Origin of the sequence: Enterobacter sp. T2, assembly GCF_010692925.1 — a bacterium.
In the GTDB taxonomy this organism is placed as follows: Bacteria; Pseudomonadota; Gammaproteobacteria; order Enterobacterales; family Enterobacteriaceae; genus Enterobacter; species Enterobacter kobei.
This window is the reverse complement of sequence record NZ_CP048736.1, coordinates 2,976,306-2,992,949: the sequence shown is the minus strand read 5'-3', so window position 1 is coordinate 2,992,949 and position 16,644 is coordinate 2,976,306. Positions and strand designations below refer to the sequence as shown.

Below are 16,644 nucleotides of genomic sequence, written 5' to 3'. Positions count from 1 at the left end.
GAGCTCATCAGTGAGTGAACAACAAAGCGAGGTTTCATTCCTCGTTAATGCCCTTGCTGATGCTATTGGGCGGCAGCGCATGCTGTACGCAGGCCAGCCGGGAAACACCAAGCGCACGAAGTTGTGGGACGAGTTCGGCTATCCAAACAGTCTCGAGTTCGACCGCTACTACCGGGCATACGAGCGCAACGCGGTGGCGTTTGCCGCCGTTCATAAGCTTCTTGATTCGTGCTGGGTTGATAACCCGACGATCATCGACGGCGACGACGGTAAGGAGTCAACTGAGACAACGGACTGGGAGAAGTCAGCCACTAAGCTGCTGAAGAAACACTGGCCGAAAATTAAGGATGCGGATCGCCGTAATCTTGTCGGTCGGTACTCGGCATTGCTCATTCAGTTCCGTGACGGCAGGGAATGGCACGAGCCAGTCGACCGCGCGAAGGTTAAATCTCTACGGAATATCGGTAACGGACCCATTGTTAAGCTGATCCCCGCATGGGAATCGCAGATCAAGCCAGGCAACTTCGATACCGACACGCTTTCAGAAACGTACGGCCAGCCAGTTTCGTACAACTTCAACGAGCAGCCAGTTGGTGATGATGGCACGTATGGCCCGGTGCGCGGCGTTACCGTACACCCCGAGCGAATCATCATTCTCTGCGAAGGCTCTGAAGACGAGAACATGCTCTCTGGCGTGCCTTTCCTGCGTGCGGGCTACAACAAACTGCTCGACCTCGAAAAGGTATCGGGTGGTAGTGCTGAAGGGTTCCTGAAGAATGCCAGTCGCCAGCTCGGGATTGCGTTCGACAAAGAAACCAACATTGCGAACCTGTCAAAGCAAGCCACAGAATCTGGCTACAAAGACCTGGGCGAGGCGCTTAACGACAAAGTCGCAAAGATGAATCGTGGCACGGATGCGGCCCTGGTAATGCAGGCTGGCACTCCGTCGGTTCTCTCCGTGGCAGCCGCCGATCCATCTCCAACATGGACAGTGGCCGCTAACGAGTTTGCATCTTCGATTCAGTGCCCATTCACAATCTTGTTTGGCCAGCAGACGGGGCGCCTTGCCTCCGATGAGGACAAAACAGACTGGGCGAAGCGCTGTAACGGCCGCCGCTGGGGATTCCAGTCGACGGTGATCGAGAGCGTGCTTGAGCGCTTCTGGACCGTAGGCGTCATTGACCCGCCATCATCCGGAGAGGTCACGTTGGCATGGTCTGATCTGCTCGCGCCGAGCGAAAAAGAGAAGATAGCCAACATGCAGGCAATGGCTGTCGTGGCGAAGGATACCCAGCAGGCATACGGCACACCGGCGGTGGATGAAAACGAAATTCGCGCAGTTGGTGAACTGGAGCCTCGCAAGGTCGTTCAGCCACCTAACCCTGATAAAAAGCAAACCGATAAGGATCCGCTGACAGATGATGATGACAGCGCAAACCAGAATCGGAACGCCAATCGTACCGCGCAATAAAGCTGACCCGACGCAATCATCGCGGCAGGTCAGTCGGATGTTCAACGATATCGAAGATCGGTATCTGAACATCAAGCGCAGGCTTAAGGCTCTGTTTGAGCTGCGGCTGACTGGACAGCAGCGTGAGGCGAACGCACAGCAGTCCTGGATGATGTGCAACAACGAGGGCGCAGAACCTTCGCTGTATCAGGTCAATGCCGGTAAGTTCGTCTATGACATGACAGCTGCTGAATTGGCCGATCTGCTCCAGGTGGTGCAGTCGATTCTGGATGATGAGCTTCTTGAAGGCGGCAGCCAGAACCTATGGGCGATGGACTACGTCATTGCGGAATATGACCGCGGCACGCTAAACGCCTTCACCAATCTGTCGGTCCAGTCGCAGGTGTATGCCAGTCAGACTACGCTACAGCAGCTTTTAAGCACCCCGGGATACCTGAACCAGATAGCGGCTGCCAGGCTGACAACGTTCAGTGACTGGAAGGTCATCAGCGACACCGCCCGCGGCGACCTGACAAACATCATCACCGATGCGGTAGCGCGCGGCGTGAATCCTCGCGAGACGGCCAGCGTCATCAGCAAGCGCCTCGATGTGTCGATGTCGAAGGCAAAGACCATCGCTCAGACTGAGCAGGTCGGCGCGCTGCGGCAGGCTCAGTGGAATGAAACAGACTGGGCTGCTGATAGGCTTGGGTTGAATACCGGCCTGCTGTGGCTGTCTGCGCTCAAGCCAACGACGCGCAGCTGGCACGCCAGCCGTCACGGCAAGGTCTACACCACAGAAGAGGTACGCGATTTCTACGCTGAGAATGGCAACCGGTACAACTGCTATTGCAGTCAGATTCCGGCGCTGCTCAACGACGACGGCAGTATCTTCAACGAGGGGCTGGCGGATAAGCTGAAGAAAGAGCGCAAGCAGTGGAAACTGGACGAAGCGGCATGATACAAAGTGGTTTTGCGGAGGAATTATGGCAAAACCAGAAGAGCTGTATCGTAAGTTGATAGTAGAGAGCTTTTACCCAGCCAGCATGTCAGGCAGGAAGGGTAAAGTTCATATCAGGCCGATTCCAGGACAATGGGCGAGTACCTCACTTGCTGTTGAGTGTTCTAAAAAGTTGTCAGATGTGAAGGTTTACCCAATTGGCAGCCAATTTGAAATTACCGCCAAGCTTACCGATAGGGAAGATGGTGGCGAGTACATTTACAGCTCATTCCGATGGGAATTTAAACACATCAAATAGGTCGCCACGGCGGCCTTTTTTATTGCCTGAAATCAACCTATGAGGACCCAGCATGAAACGCAACCGCGTTAACGTGCTGACCGTCGTCAACTCCGCTTCAAACATCACCACTGAAACCATCGACGGCAAGCCACATATCGTGGTTCGCGGCATAACGCCTGTCGTGGACGATATCGTGATGAACCGGAAGTTGTACCCGGCAGCAGAAATCGAAAAGGCCTACAACACGCTCGAGCGTAACCCGATGCCGCTGGGCCACCCGAAAGTGGATGGCAAGCATGTTTCGGCGCGCGATGTTCGGGCGGTGAACGAGTACCACGTCGGTGCCTGGCTGCAAAACGTCGGCCATAAAGACGGGAAGGTGACGGGCGATATGTACGTCAACCGCCAGTACGCCGAGTCGAGCGATAAGGGCAAGCGCCTGATCAACCGTCTGGATGAGATGCTGGCCGGTACCAACTCGGACCCTATCCACATTTCCACCGGCCTGCTGTATTCCGGTATTGCCGCCAACGGCGAGTCGAAGGGTAAGAAATACAACGAGATCGCCACCAACATGATGTTTGACCATGTGGCGGTTCTGCTTGATGAGCCTGGCGCCGGAACGCCGGAGGAGGGCGTAGGCATCTTCGTTAACTCTGAAGGCAATGAGCAGCAGATTGAAGTTGCCCGCCTTGCTGATGGTATCGACTGCACCCGCGACGGCCTGCTCAACAAGACAAAATTTTTCTTCACCAATGCCTCCAACTTCTCTTTCGACGACATCTCCCGCGCTATTAGCGACAAGCTGCGCGAGGGTGACACCGAAGATAAGTGGCTTTGGCCTGAAACGGTGTGGCCGGACAGCTTCATCTACCGCAATGACACCAAATACCTGAAACAGAAGTACCTCATCGATGACGACGGCAAGGCCGTGTTCGTCGGCGAACCTGTAGAAGTCGTGCGCAAACCCACTGAGTACGAGATTAAAACCAACGGAGAGAACGATCCGATGAAAGAACTGATTATCAATGCGCTGCAAGCCGCTGGTAAGCCGACCGAAGGCAAGTCCGACGCCGAGCTGATGGACGCATACAACCAGATGAAGGCCGACGAAGCCGCCGCCAAGAAAAATGGCGACGAAGAAATCGACCCGGCAACCGGCAAGCCCAAGAAAAAAGAGCAGGCTACCAATAACGAAGAGATGCCAGCGTGGGCGCAGAAACTAGCCGAACGCGTGGACGTCGTTTTCAACAGCCTGAACGCGAACGCTGATAAAGAGAAAGGCGAAAAGCGCGCGGCTGTGAAGCTGGCTATGAACATGAGCGATGAAGAAGTCGCAGATCTGGACGGCAAGGCGCTCGACCGTCTGTATGCCAACAGCCAAAAATCCACCGGCCTGAATGGTGCATTCCGCCAGGTCAATTCCTCTCAATCTTTTAGCGAAATGCCGGAGTAAATAATGGCTAAAGATGGAAAGCATATCATCCACGCGGGTGGCGTATTCCCTAATCCGCTGCTCAACCGAGAAGGCGGCGCTGCTGCATCTACTCTGCCTGGCACCGTTGGGTTCTTCAGCACTACTGACAAGTTCACTGCATCGGTAGCGGGGGCGGAAGCTGCGATTAAGTACGTGGCTAACAAAGACTACCTGCGCTGCCTGAGCGTTGATGATGCGATCGCAACCAATGAGCTGGTTGTAGGCATTCATCCACTTCCTGGCATGTTCCTTAACGTGCGCGCTGCTGCTGGCACTTACACAAAGGGGCAGCCGGTGGCTGTTGCAAATGGTCGCGTCACGGCTGTAGTGGCTGATGCGGTTGTATTCGCTTATGTCGAAGAAGATAAAGCTGTCACAGCGGCGGCCGGTGATCTGATTCGCGTTGTGTTCAAGTAAGGAGCACTTAATGTTTGTATTCTCCAAGTCTATCGGCGAAAAGACCGGTAACCTCGCAGTTAACCAGGCGCAATGGCGCGCTCTCGAAGTTGAGCGAAATGCCAGTGCTCAGGCAGCAGCGGATTTTCTCGCGCGCACTCAGTTCCGTGGCGATGCAGAAAATGCTCCTTATCTCGACGCCGTGAACGCGGTTGATGATATCCGCCGCCTGTATCGCGCTTTCGATACCACTGTGTTGCAGCAGTTCGAGCCGAATACAGAGTTCACTCTGCTGAACGATCTGATGCCACTATCCCGCTCAGTACGCATTGAGCAGTCTCGCTACGACTACGCTCGCACCGGCGGTCGCGGTTGGGCACATACCTCCATGTCCGGCCAGGTCGGCGCGGCGCTTGATGCCCGCAGCTATACCTTCGACGGTACGATGGTTCCGATCCACGATTCCGGATTCAAGTTCGAATGGCGTGACCCGATCTTCAACAGCCCGTCTGCGCTTCAGTCTCAGGCTGATGCTCAGCGCGGGTCGGTAGAAGACGTGCAGCGCCGCTACGTCGATTACATCTTCAACGGTTTCCGCGATAAAGCAGGTAACTTTGCAGTGTTCGATGGCCTGACCTGGAAAGGTCTGCGTGACGATGAGCGTGTAGCGCAGATCGACCTTGGAGCTTCAGGACTTAACATCGATTTCACCTCCGGTACAGCAACGTCGCAGGCCATCCGAGCAGGCGCAATCGCGCTGCGCGATCAGATGCGTCGCGTGAATAACCAGTATGCAGAGCAAACCTGGTATGTATCCGGTGAAATCATCTCCAACCTGGAGCGCTATTTCTCCGACAACTTCCAGTCCGGAACGATCATGGATGAAATCCTGAAACTGACTGGTGTTGCGGCGATTAAAGAAGACAGCCAGCTGTCAGGTAACGAAATCGTCATCGTGCCACTGGGCGCTGGTGTTATCGCTCCGATCGTCGGCCAGGCTATCGGTACTGTTGCCTCTCCGCGTCCGGAGTACAACAGCGACTACATCTGGCGCACATGGGGTGCAATGGGGCTGATGGTCAAACAGGACATCAACAACAAATACTCTGTCATTCACGCATCAAGCTAAGGATAAATCATGGCACTGGTAGAAATCGTGGCAAGTAACCTGCACGCCGGTGCCAATCTCCGCAAACTGGAGGTTGGTTCGGTGGTGGATGTTGACGACGCAACGGCTGAGCGCTGGATCAGCGCTGGCAAGGCGAAGGAAACCGACAAGAAGAAAGGCGAGAAGCTTTCCTTCGAAGTGGCAACTCCGTCCGCGCAGACGGCCGACCCGTCTGGCCTGCAAAAGCAACTCGCCGACGCGCTGGAGCAGAACCAAAAGCTAATCGCCGATGGTGAAGCAAAAGACAAGGCTCACGCCGATGCACTGGCAGCAGAAAAAAAACGCGCTGATGAGGCCGAAACCGCACTGGCAGAAGCAATCAAAAAGGCGAAATAACCATGGCTGACCCAATCACAGCGGCAGAAGTGCAGGCATACCTCGGTGAATTGGGTTATTCCATCCCGGGCGCGTTGCTGGAGCCGATCCTCTGTGCGGTGAACAAGATTATCCCGTGCCTCGATGGCGCAGGGTATGACGACTGCACCGCAAAGCTGATCATGATGTACGCCGCAGCGTTGATGGCCACGTCGTCCGGGGCTCGCCGAATCAAATCGCAGGGTGCGCCGTCCGGCGCGTCCCGTTCGTTCGATTACGATGCTGACAGCATCACCTGGCTGCGCGATTCGCTGGCGAAACTCGATACCAGCGGTTGCACTGGTGAGTTGCCTATCAGCGCCGGTAACAGTGTCGGCCTGTTCATGGTGGTCGGGGGCTGCTGATGACGTACAAATCAGTTAAGCAAGGCCTGCCGCGCTCATTTACCCGAGTATGGGTGATGACCGACACCGGACGGGAGACTACCGGCTACGTTAAGTCGGACGGCGAGTGGCATATCAACTGTGAGCGCATCCGGGCGACCGGCGCGAAGGTGCTGAGGTGGAAAGAATGACAGAGCGAGTGAAGAAGGCGAGCGATAACCGTTTATCGTTCATGTGCCCCGGGTGCGGTAGTCGCCATGTGGTGCAGGTTGGCATTGGCAATGGTCCGCGATGGGGATGGAATGGAAGCGTTGATAAGCCGACGCTGACTCCAAGCGTTTTGGTTACTGGCTTCATGCCCAGCGATGACCCAGAACAGTTTGACGACGCCACAAAAGACAAGCCGTTTACCTGCCATTCATTTGTGACAGATGGGCAGATTCAATATCTGAATGACTGTACGCATAGCATGGCAGGCATGACGGTGCCGCTACCAGAGCTTTGAGGGGGTAGCGATGTCTAGCGTTGCGAATTGGTCATACACAGCCACGGCGACCATCTGGCGAAAGCTGGAAGGCAATGACGAATGCGGTGACCCGCTGGGCTATGCCGAGCCTGAGCCAATCCTCTGCGACTACGAGGGCGGCCTCAGCAAGAAGTTAGCCAGCCTGGGTGCTGAAATCGTTGTGAAGAATACCGTCTGGACAGAGTTTGCGCTGGCTGCCGCGGGTGATTACCTGCTGATTGGCGTATCGACCGAAGCCGACCCGGTTGTAGCCGGTGCCGACGAGGTGCGGCAGGTTATCCGTTATGCCGACACTTTCGAGCGTGTGACTGATGATTACGCCATCCTTACTGGAATCTGATAAACCTGTGCAATAATATGGGGAAAAATTACGTGGATTGAAAGGTAATGGGATTTCAATATTGGCTTGCGGTATGTGGAATTTTTCTGACCGGCCCCTTTGCGTTTGTTCAGTCGATTATCTTTTTGCGACGAGGTGTCTATACAAAGACATTTAAGGGGACGACGCGAAAGGAGTACATCCATAAAGACAGCAAGCCTATTGAATACTGGTTCAGCGTTATTGCTCAAATGATTATTGGCGTTGTAATGATTGGATTTGGATTCTGGTTATTAGATGACCTGCCTGCCTTTCATAAGTGGCACACTGAAATCCGCGCAATGCTCCCTTTTTGATTCATCTTTAAATGAAATCAAACCTCGCTCAGGCGGGGTTTTTTATTGCCTGGAGACAACCATGGGTATCAAAGTGCGCGGCGTTAAGCAGTCGAAAGCCGGGCTCAACCGCATCATCAACGACGTGAAAGGGCGAAAGGTTGTCCGGGCGCTTCAGTCAGCAATGATAATCGGCAGCTCACAGGCTGCTCTTTATTCGCCTATCGACACCTCAACGCTGCTTAATAGCCAGTATCGGGAGTTGATTAACAACGGCGTTCGGCTGACAGGTCGGGTGGGATACACCGCGAACTACGCTGTGTTCGTTCACGATCCGAATGTTCCTCAAACCTTCCGCCGCGCCACCGCGCAGAAAGAGTTCCTCACCAAAGGCTTTGAAGACACCCGCAGCCAGATTGATGCCGTAATGCGCAAGGAGCTTTCAGTATGACACCAGCCATGTATGAGCGCGCGCGTAACTACTTCGTTGATGCCGGGCTTACCACTGGCTTCATTGTTCAGTTGTTGGCGTGGGATGACACAAAGAAGTTAACCGACGCATTCATAGTGTTCAGACCTAATGGCGGTACCGACATCCGAAATGACCTCGGATCTGATCACTACGTGCTGGTGGATGTCATTTCTGCCAAGGATAAGCGCCGCGCAGCAGCAGAAAAGGCTCAGGAAATCATCAATTATGTCGAACAAAACGACATTACCGACGAATGCCTTGGCCTGATTCAAAACCTCGGCAATATGCCTGCGCCTATCTTGACCGAAGAGGGCCGCCTGGTCTTCCGGCTCCAGTTCATGTGCGTCTACGGCGAATAACCCCATCACCAACCCATCAGGCTGCCATCAGGCGGCCTTTTTTATTTGAGAGGTACACATGCAAGGCTGTGCTAATGATTTTGGCAAGCTGATCGGGAAAGTAGCTGTGCTACGCATGGCCTTTGGCTGCCCCGACGCAGTGCCCGCGCTTTCCGAGTGGAAGCGTCTCGGCGCTATGACGACCAAGGGCATCGACTATTCGATGAACACCATCAACTCTGAGGCAGATGATGCTAAAGGACTGGTGGAAAACCTGGTCAACAATATGGATCTGACGATCTCCGGTGAAGGGGAGCTCCGAAAGTCTGATAAAGACAACGAGATCGGCGCTTTCAGGCTTTCGAAATATATTTTCGATGAAGTCCAGGCTGGTCGGCAGCCGAATCTCTGGGTCCGCTTTGACTTCGCGGGTGAGAACGCCGGTACCTATATCCAGGGGTTCATGAACACCACTTCATGGTCCGCTGATTTCGGTACCAACGATATCTCAACCTTCTCCGGCGAGTGGAAAGTCTACGACGCTGACACCGTTGTGTTTGAAGTTGCTGATTCCATCGCAGCCACTGGTGTGGAAGTAACCCCGGCAACTGCATCTCTGGTCGTCGGGGCAACCCAGCAACTCAGCGGCGCAGTTCAGCCAGTTGATGCAACGAATAAGTCGATCACATGGACGACCTCGGCACCTTCCATCGCGACAGTCACTTCAACCGGTCTGGTTACTGCCGTTGCTGCTGGTACCGCGACTATTACGGCAACTACGGCGGACGGTGACTTTACTGACACTTGCGCTGTTACCGTAACTGCCGCGCCGTAATCACTACAAAGGGCGGCGTGCTGCCCTTGATACTGGTTATGGAGGACGATATGACACCTTTGAAAGAGATAGGCGAGTGCGTGATAGGTGCTGGTGAGCGAGAATACTTCTTCCGTCCATCGTTCCGTAACATGACTCGGATCGGCGAGCCAGACCATATCGTCAGGACTTTCTATGCGCTGTTCAATGACGACGTGGCGAAGATGCTTAAGGCAGCGCGCGAAATTCACAGCGCTATACCTGAGCATCAGCGCAAATTCTACGCTTACTATTTCGGTGACGTTTCCCTGCCACAATGGGCGCTCGATGCAGCAGCCTCTGCCGCGTTTGTGCGTGAGGCGCTTCTATCAGCGATCAACGTCATCCAGTCTTGCTGCGATGAGGATGTTTCTGAGCTTACTGGATGGCATGAGCTATCCCGTACTGGACGACGTACATTTGTATGGCACCGCGGTTCGCTACCTCCTGAGAACCTCATTCTGATAGCCCAGTCATTGATGATGCATGGCATTATTGGACGGGCCAGAGTCAGGACGCTGCAGAAGAACGAAAGTAAGGAAACGACTTCTGAGTTTCATGCGACTGAATATATCATGGCCGCCCGCAATCATTTTGGCATCAGCAAGGAAGAGGCGATGGAGTTAACCATGACCGAATTCGCCATGATGCTGAACGCCAAATACCCGGACCAGAAAGGCTTCACCAGGGAAGAGTATGACGCGGTTATGGATGATGATGATCGTCGATGGAAGGCAATGATTGAGCGCGAACGTAACCTTTTAAAAACCTGAACTGCGAATTGTAGGAGTTAATTAATTGTGTTTGAAAGATTAGAATAATCTGAACTTTCCTCCTCAGGGTTATAAAATGCTAACTCCTAAGCAAAAGGCTATCATCTGGGCTTTAGGTATCATTTTTGGCGTACCTACCAGCATTTATGGTATCCAATGGACTTTAACTAAATTCGCGAAGCAACAAGTAAATTGCCTTTCTGATGCATCACAAGCTGTCATCGAATTAACCGAAAAATCGTTAAGTGAACAAGGCGATGGAAGTCAACTTTCAAAAGACTTCACCACTTGTAGAAAGAATATTGACCCAAATAAAGGGACATTTGATTTCTTCAAGGAAGAGATTCATAGGCACAAGTCAAAAACCTGACCCGCTACGGCGGGTTTTTTTATGCCCGGAGAAAACTGATGTCTGAAAAAGCAGGCGAGATTTATTACGACATCGAGGCCGATGTTTCTGGCTTGCTGAAGGCGCAGGGAAAGGCCAATAAGTCACTCGACTCAATCGGCAACTCCGCGACGAATGCAGCCAAAAAGATGGATGAGCTGCAGACCAATATCAACCGTGTAGCCGGCGCTATTGCGGCGTCACTCGTTGTTGACTGGGGTAAGGCGTTTCTCGTTGCCGCTGACAATATGAGTCAGTTAAACGCGCGCATTGAGCGTCTGACCGGTAGCGCTGCGGCAGCGTCGCAGACAATGCAGAGCCTGATGCGTATAAGTTCGGCAACGGGTGGTTCGCTGCAGGATACAGAAAAGCTCTGGGAGACTCTCAGCACGGCGTTGCGCGATACCGGCGCGACTAACGGCCAGATAATCCAGCTCACCGAGACTCTTCAAAAAATTGGGCGTATCGGCGGATCCTCTTCCGAAGAAATGGCGAATGCTCTTCGTCAGTTCGGTCAGTCAATTTCATCAGGCACTGTACGGGCTGAAGAATTTAACTCCATCCTTGAGCAAATGCCAGAACTGGCGCGCCAGATTGCCGTCGGGATGGGTGTAAGCATTGGAGAACTTCGACAGCTGATGCTGGACGGGAAACTGACGGCAGAAGATGCTCTCAACGCTATCCAGAAGCAAACCGGATCGGTTAATGCTGAGTTCGAGAAGCTTCCGCGCACTCTTTCCCAGGCAAATACCGCACTGACTAACTCATTCCTGTCGATGATTGACTCTGTAAATCAGGCGACCGGCGCAAGTCAAGGCATGGTCGCTGTGATTGACTCACTGACAGCCGCGATCGACAGGCTGGCCGGGAAGGCAATTTCTGCCGATGCACAGATTTCTGATCTGAACAGTACTGCGGAAATGTTTACCCGCCGGGCCCGCACCTGGTCATGGCTTGGGCTAGACGGCTGGGAGGCACAAAACAAAGCACTGGCCGGGCTGAGCAATAAAGCTGCCATGCTGGTTGGAGATCTCGCTGCTGTAACCAAAGCTTCGCAGACTGCCGCTAACACAAAGCCAATCGAGATTAAAACCACTGGCACGGCTACTGGCAGCAAAGCGAAAGGCGGTAAATCAGAGGCTCAGAAAGAGGCGGAGCAGTACGCTAAAGCGCAGGAGACTGTTAACCAAAAATTGGATGAGTTGCGGCAGAAGGCAGAGCTGTCAGCTGGGAGTGTTGGTGAGTTATCGCGAGCGCAGGCTGTCCTTAATGCACAGCAGTCTCTCGGTAATACCGCCACGCAGGATCAACTCATACTTGCCGGGCAACTTGCCGGGAAAGCCTGGGATAATGCCAACGCACTGCGTGAGCAGGCAAAGGCTGAACGGGAGCGCACAGAGGCTTCCAATAAGTTCAGCGCCATCCAGGGCAAAACCAGTAAAACCGCCGGGCTGGATAGCCAGTACCAGAAAGACATTGCTGATATCCAGCAATATGCTCAGCTTTACCCGCAGAAGATAGGTGAGGCTGAGGCGGCGCGCGCTGCTATCGAACAGCAATACCGGGATCAGCGTAACGCGGCGATGTGGGAAGAGTGGGCGCAGAAGAATGCTGCCACGCAGGCAGCGGCGGCGGCTTTCGACTCTCTTGGTTCTGTAGCCAGTAACGCGCTGACAGGAATCATAACAGGCAGCATGTCTGCCAGCGATGCAATGCGCAGTATAGGCATTACGGTCCTGAACAGCGTGGTTAACTCATTCGTCCAGATGGGAATTGAGTGGGTTAAGTCAGCCATCATGGGCCAGGCGGCACAAACGGCGGCTATCGGCACGGTGACGGCAGTACAGACGGCAGCAGTGGCAACACAGACTGCTACCAGCACAGCGGCGGCGGCAACGACTGCGGCGGCATGGACCCCGGCGGCAATCCTTTCCTCAATAGCCTCAATGGGTACGGCTGCAGCGATCGGTCTCGGCGCGGTGGCCGGCGTTATTGGCGCGAACCTTCTCGGTAAACGTAAGAACGGCGGTCCGGTAACGGCTGGCGGAATGTACCAGGTCGGCGAAGGCGGCATGCCGGAGATTTACCAGGCCAGTACCGGTAAGCAGTACATGATACCGGGCGATAACGGCAGGGTTATCAGCAACAAGGAAATGACTGCCGGGGGCGGTGGCGGGGTGGTTATCAACATTCAGAACTACACGTCATCCTCTGTTGATGCTCAGGCTGGTACCGATGCAAACGGTGGGCTTACCGTTGATGTCATCGTGGCAGACCTGAATAACGGCGGCCCAATCAGTAACGCCATTACCAGCAACATGAACGTTAAACGTACGCCAAGGGGGCAGGGCTGATGCCAATTATCGACTATCCCGACTGGCTGCCACTGGCGCAGAAGGCAAGCAAAAACATGACGCTCGATACCGGGTTCCAGACCGATCAGCCAGCGGTCGGCCCAGCTATCTTCCAGAGCCTTACTGACGACCTGAAAGCAACCTGGTCACTGACATGGATTTTCACGCTGGACCAGGAGCGCGCGTTCCAGCAATGGCTGCGCAGCCCGAACTATCTCAACCGGGGCCTTAACTGGTTCAGGATGAATATCAATCTGGGCGGTAGTGACCTGCAGCTGCAGCAGCTTCACTTCACTCAGATGCCGGTGCAAACCAGCATCGACGGAGGGGTGGTGACATGGACGGGGACCGTTATTGCGAACCACCTCTACAACGCCGACGACGAATTCGACGACATCATTGTTGAGCTGCCGCCGCCGTGGGATTCGTGGCTGGATATCGTTGTCACTGGTTATCCGGATGGGCGCGATCCGGAATCACTACCGAGGATGCCGTAATGCCGAGCTTCAGGGAGTATAAACAGCAGCGCCCGACGCGCGGTCTGTACGACACCATCACGTTCTACCATCCATCCTTTGGCTATGTGCGCCTGGTCGATAAGCAGTTCTTCCCGAAGACCCTTGGCGGCCAGACGTACACGCCAGCGCGCTTTGAAATCGAAGAGAGTCAGCAGAGCGGCACGCCGGTGATAGACGCGACGGTGAAGCTTGGGCGGCTGTCGTCGGATATCAAAGCGCTGATGAAGCAGTGGAAGGGAACGGCCCGACTGACGGCCATCACGGCCACGCGGCAGATCTTCGACAGCGGCGATGTGTCGGTGCCGATTAAGTCCTGGCAGTTATACGTCAAGACGGTGGACATCGACGCTGATGCCGCATCGGTAACCCTTTCTGTCACCAACCCTCTGAACAACAACATTGGTCGCCTTTATGATCCAGTCGAATACACGGGACTTCAGTACCTCTGATTTTGTTCGGAATGTGATCGGCGTGCCGTGGGCTAACCGGGCCTGTTCGTTCGAGAAAGTCGACTGCTGGGGCTTGTGCGTATTGTATTACCGGCACGTTCTCGGAATTGAACTGCACCAGACACCGGACTACGAAGCCGGTGAGGACTTCTTCACCTGCTATCAGGGTGATGTTGTTTTCTGGCGCCAGGTCGATAAGCCGGTCGAAGGCGGGATATTTGTCGGCTACCGCGGCGCGCAACCGGCACACGTTGGCCTGGTGCTTAACAGACATGCGCTGCACTCGCGCGGAGAGAACGGAAGCGTACGCATGGACTCGTTGCTGGTCATTCAGCGGGCATTCACCAAAGTGGAGTTTTTCGAATATGGCGCTGGTTGAGATATCGAACTTTCCTGGAACGCCTAAGCTGCGTTGCAGGGTGCCAAACGGCACCCTTTTTTATGACTGGCTGGTGGCCAATGACGCTACCTTTCACCGCGATCTGCTGATCGTCCGCAACGGCGTAAAGTTGGGCGACGATGACGAGCTGGCGTTTGAACTGAGCGAGCTGGACCACGTTCAGATTTTCGACCAGCCGAAGGGTATTGTCGGCGACATCCTCAGCCCGATCTTCAAAGTGGTTGGTCAGGTATTTTCTTTCCTGGCACCGAAGCCGGCCATCGCAAACACCGGTGGAAATTCTGTCGACTCGCCCAACAATAGCCTGACCGGTCAGACAAACACCGCGCGCGTTTACAAGGCCAAACCGGACATCTACGGACAGATTCGCTCTTTCCCGGACCTGATCCAAGAATCGGTATTCGAGTACGTTCACCAGACGTCTACAGACGGAGGACTAAAGTACGTTACAGAGTGGATGTGCATCGGGATCGGCAAATACGATTACGAGTCTGTGCGCTACTCAGAATCAAGCCTTGGCTCTCTGGCCGGTGCAGAATTCCAGTTCTATCCGCCTGGTGTTGTCATCCCCCAGATCGTCGAGGGATATGGCTTTGATGACGTTGACGGGCAAGAGGTTCCCGGGCAGAACGAGGCCAGCGACTTTCCTGTGGAGACAGCGACGGCTAACACAGTTGTCAGCGGAACGTATTCCGGCGGCCAGATTGCGATGAAAATCATTAAGCAGGCCGAGTTCGATTACTTTATGGGGCTGGTGCTGCCGCATGCAGTGACTTTCACCATCAACGTGACGTACGGCACAGCATCAGGCAGCGTTACTACCGATGCGACATTCTCCGGCACGCTGATCTCCGCCGTTGAAACGAACGACGGTGACGTGGTTAACCCGGTGCGCTGGTACACGTTTACGATGAACCAGCTCGAAGGCCCGCAGGACATCCCGGCGAATGCCACGATCAACACCACAAAATTCATCCTGAACGATAACGAGGCGCTGGTGGTCGGCCCGTTCTTCTCCCCGGTCGAGTCGACGCAGCTATGGCTGCACACTCAATCCAGCCTTGGACCAAAGAAGGAGACCAACTGGAAAGTTGTCATCTGGAAGATCGACGACGACTACAACCAGGTTCCTGGTACGCAGCAGACTTTCACATACTGGCAGACGACTCCGCATGATTCCACAAGTGAGGTGTTCTACCGTACTGACAAAATCACGCCGACCGGCGGCTTCGGGAAATACGCCGTCAGCTTCCAGCGCACAGATAACTCCAGCGATGCCAGCCTTCTGAAGGTTGAAGAGATCCACAGCATCAACATCCGGACGAATGTCGTTCACCAGACAGACACCCTGGTACGAGTGAAGGTGAGGGCGACAGAGAACGCCCTGGGCAGCCGTGAGCGCAAATATAACGCGCTGGTGACCCGCCACACCATCACATACGACCTGGACACACAGACGGTGGATTACACGCTGCGTCCGTCGCGCTCGTTCGCTGATGCGGTGGCGCATACCTGGCTCATTATGGGCGAGCAGCCGGTAAGCAGCATTGACCTGTACGGGCTGTACTCAATCGCCGAAAGCCTGCCTGACGAGCGTCTGGGTTACTTCGACTACACGTTTGACGATGAGAATGACTCTCTCGGTGACCGCGTGCAGGCGATCTGTAATGCGGCTTCAGTGGTGGCGTACTGGGATGACGGCGTGCTGACGTTCACCCGGGATCAGAAAGTTGATTACCCGGCGGCCGTATTCAACCGGGCCAACATGAAGACGGAGGAGTACAAAATGACGTATGAAGCCACTCTTCCAGGCGGATACGACGGCGTGCAGGTGTCCTATGTTCACCCAACCACGAACAACAAGACGTACATCAACTACCGCGTACTGAACGGCGCTATCGTCGAGCAGGAAGCGGAGAACCCGAACAAGCTTGAGATTGTCGGCTTTCGCAACGAGTACCAGGCGCGGGAGCGCGCGCTCCGCGAAACTAAACGCCTGATCTACTCCAGGGTGAAGATGAACGCCAAAGTGTTTGAGGACGGCATTATCCAGGTAGGCAGCGTCATTCAGATGCCTGACATCTACGACAGTAACCAGCAACAGGGATACATCACCGGTCGTGCCGGGAATAACTTCGATACCAGCGAGCCGATCACGTTTACTGGTTCGATGTATGTGCTTGTGACCGACAGCCTGGGTAATCCCACGCTGCGCTACCCAGCAACCGCACGCAGCGATACGAAGTACGGGTTTACCGCAGCAATACCCGACATTCAGCTCAACATATGGAACGGAGACACTGTGCAACTCCCGTCACGCTATCTCATCGCGACAGTGGAAGAACTGGACAGTCAGCTATGGACAGTCAACAGCATCAAGCCGAACACCGATAACACGGTATCTCTGACAGTCGCGGAATACAGCGACGCCATCTATCAATAAGAACCATCCCCGACCAACCGAACCCGGCCATCGCGCCGGGTTTTTT

General features: G+C 54.4%; 22 protein-coding genes. All 22 read left to right on the top strand.

What is annotated here, in order from left to right; translation table 11 throughout:
- Window positions 1-10: 10 nt before the first annotated feature.
- The 22 genes from G0034_RS14455 (at window position 11) to G0034_RS14350 (ending at window position 16,598) form a co-directional block, all read left to right on the top strand.
- Complete coding sequence (locus tag G0034_RS14455) at window positions 11-1,471, top strand: DUF1073 domain-containing protein (RefSeq protein WP_179121011.1); 1,461 nt, start codon at window positions 11-13, stop codon at window positions 1,469-1,471.
- Complete coding sequence (locus G0034_RS14450; RefSeq protein WP_286079250.1) at window positions 1,425-2,411, top strand: phage minor head protein; 987 nt, start codon at window positions 1,425-1,427, stop codon at window positions 2,409-2,411. Before G0034_RS14455 ends, G0034_RS14450 begins: the two co-directional genes overlap by 47 nt.
- Window positions 2,412-2,436: 25 nt before the next feature.
- Window positions 2,437-2,709, top strand: a complete 273-nt coding sequence (locus tag G0034_RS14445) for a hypothetical protein (RefSeq protein WP_179121009.1) — start codon at window positions 2,437-2,439, stop codon at window positions 2,707-2,709.
- 52 nt (window positions 2,710-2,761) lie between these two features.
- Entirely contained in the window at window positions 2,762-4,147 is a 1,386-nt protein-coding gene (locus tag G0034_RS14440) for a DUF2213 domain-containing protein (protein WP_179121008.1), read from the top strand.
- A gap of 3 nt (window positions 4,148-4,150) precedes the next feature.
- A complete protein-coding gene (locus G0034_RS14435) occupies window positions 4,151-4,585 on the top strand; it encodes a hypothetical protein (RefSeq protein WP_179121007.1) in 435 nt (144 codons plus the stop codon).
- Between the two features lie 10 nt (window positions 4,586-4,595).
- The gene (locus G0034_RS14430) at window positions 4,596-5,693 is read left to right on the top strand and encodes a major capsid protein (protein WP_179121006.1); all 1,098 of its coding nucleotides are present in this window, start codon (window positions 4,596-4,598) and stop codon (window positions 5,691-5,693) included.
- A 9-nt stretch (window positions 5,694-5,702) separates the two neighbouring features.
- Window positions 5,703-6,068 carry a hypothetical protein gene (locus G0034_RS14425; protein WP_006176155.1) on the top strand — a complete coding sequence of 122 codons (366 nt, stop codon included), beginning with the start codon at window positions 5,703-5,705 and terminating at the stop codon, window positions 6,066-6,068.
- A 2-nt stretch (window positions 6,069-6,070) separates the two neighbouring features.
- Entirely contained in the window at window positions 6,071-6,451 is a 381-nt protein-coding gene (locus tag G0034_RS14420) for a DUF7370 family protein (RefSeq protein WP_179121005.1), read from the top strand.
- The gene (locus G0034_RS14415) at window positions 6,451-6,621 is read left to right on the top strand and encodes a 50S ribosomal protein L13 (protein ID WP_179121004.1); all 171 of its coding nucleotides are present in this window, start codon (window positions 6,451-6,453) and stop codon (window positions 6,619-6,621) included. The genes G0034_RS14420 and G0034_RS14415 overlap by 1 nt, the downstream gene beginning before the upstream one ends.
- A complete protein-coding gene (locus G0034_RS14410) occupies window positions 6,618-6,935 on the top strand; it encodes a ubiquitination-like system serine protease family protein (protein WP_039079611.1) in 318 nt (105 codons plus the stop codon). The genes G0034_RS14415 and G0034_RS14410 overlap by 4 nt, the downstream gene beginning before the upstream one ends.
- Window positions 6,936-6,945: 10 nt before the next feature.
- Window positions 6,946-7,296 (top strand): hypothetical protein, encoded by a 351-nt coding sequence (locus tag G0034_RS14405; protein ID WP_047028458.1) that lies wholly within the window; start codon window positions 6,946-6,948, stop codon window positions 7,294-7,296.
- Between the two features lie 47 nt (window positions 7,297-7,343).
- On the top strand, window positions 7,344-7,631 hold the full coding sequence (locus G0034_RS14400) for a hypothetical protein (protein WP_014883995.1): 288 nt from the start codon (window positions 7,344-7,346) through the stop codon (window positions 7,629-7,631).
- Window positions 7,632-7,692: 61 nt separating this feature from the next.
- Window positions 7,693-8,061: a hypothetical protein gene (locus G0034_RS14395; protein WP_049012426.1), complete on the top strand. Its 369-nt coding sequence runs from the start codon at window positions 7,693-7,695 to the stop codon at window positions 8,059-8,061.
- Complete coding sequence (locus tag G0034_RS14390; protein ID WP_014883993.1) at window positions 8,058-8,441, top strand: phage tail termination protein; 384 nt, start codon at window positions 8,058-8,060, stop codon at window positions 8,439-8,441. Before G0034_RS14395 ends, G0034_RS14390 begins: the two co-directional genes overlap by 4 nt.
- 58 nt (window positions 8,442-8,499) lie before the next feature.
- Window positions 8,500-9,255, top strand: a complete 756-nt coding sequence (locus tag G0034_RS14385) for an Ig-like domain-containing protein (RefSeq protein WP_014883992.1) — start codon at window positions 8,500-8,502, stop codon at window positions 9,253-9,255.
- A 50-nt stretch (window positions 9,256-9,305) separates the two neighbouring features.
- Window positions 9,306-10,046, top strand: a complete 741-nt coding sequence (locus tag G0034_RS14380; RefSeq protein ID WP_179121003.1) for a DUF6246 family protein — start codon at window positions 9,306-9,308, stop codon at window positions 10,044-10,046.
- A 76-nt stretch (window positions 10,047-10,122) separates the two neighbouring features.
- Window positions 10,123-10,416, top strand: coding sequence for a hypothetical protein (locus G0034_RS14375; RefSeq protein ID WP_014883990.1), 294 nt, complete (start codon window positions 10,123-10,125; stop codon window positions 10,414-10,416).
- 38 nt (window positions 10,417-10,454) lie between these two features.
- Entirely contained in the window at window positions 10,455-12,788 is a 2,334-nt protein-coding gene (locus G0034_RS14370; protein WP_179121002.1) for a tape measure protein, read from the top strand.
- Window positions 12,788-13,285 carry a hypothetical protein gene (locus tag G0034_RS14365; RefSeq protein WP_047361790.1) on the top strand — a complete coding sequence of 166 codons (498 nt, stop codon included), beginning with the start codon at window positions 12,788-12,790 and terminating at the stop codon, window positions 13,283-13,285. The genes G0034_RS14370 and G0034_RS14365 overlap by 1 nt, the downstream gene beginning before the upstream one ends.
- Window positions 13,285-13,755, top strand: coding sequence for a hypothetical protein (locus G0034_RS14360; RefSeq protein WP_047361788.1), 471 nt, complete (start codon window positions 13,285-13,287; stop codon window positions 13,753-13,755). The genes G0034_RS14365 and G0034_RS14360 overlap by 1 nt, the downstream gene beginning before the upstream one ends.
- Window positions 13,718-14,134 (top strand): NlpC/P60 family protein, encoded by a 417-nt coding sequence (locus tag G0034_RS14355; RefSeq protein ID WP_047361786.1) that lies wholly within the window; start codon window positions 13,718-13,720, stop codon window positions 14,132-14,134. The genes G0034_RS14360 and G0034_RS14355 overlap by 38 nt, the downstream gene beginning before the upstream one ends.
- Window positions 14,121-16,598, top strand: a complete 2,478-nt coding sequence (locus G0034_RS14350) for a host specificity factor TipJ family phage tail protein (protein ID WP_179121001.1) — start codon at window positions 14,121-14,123, stop codon at window positions 16,596-16,598. Before G0034_RS14355 ends, G0034_RS14350 begins: the two co-directional genes overlap by 14 nt.
- Window positions 16,599-16,644: the final 46 nt, after the last annotated feature.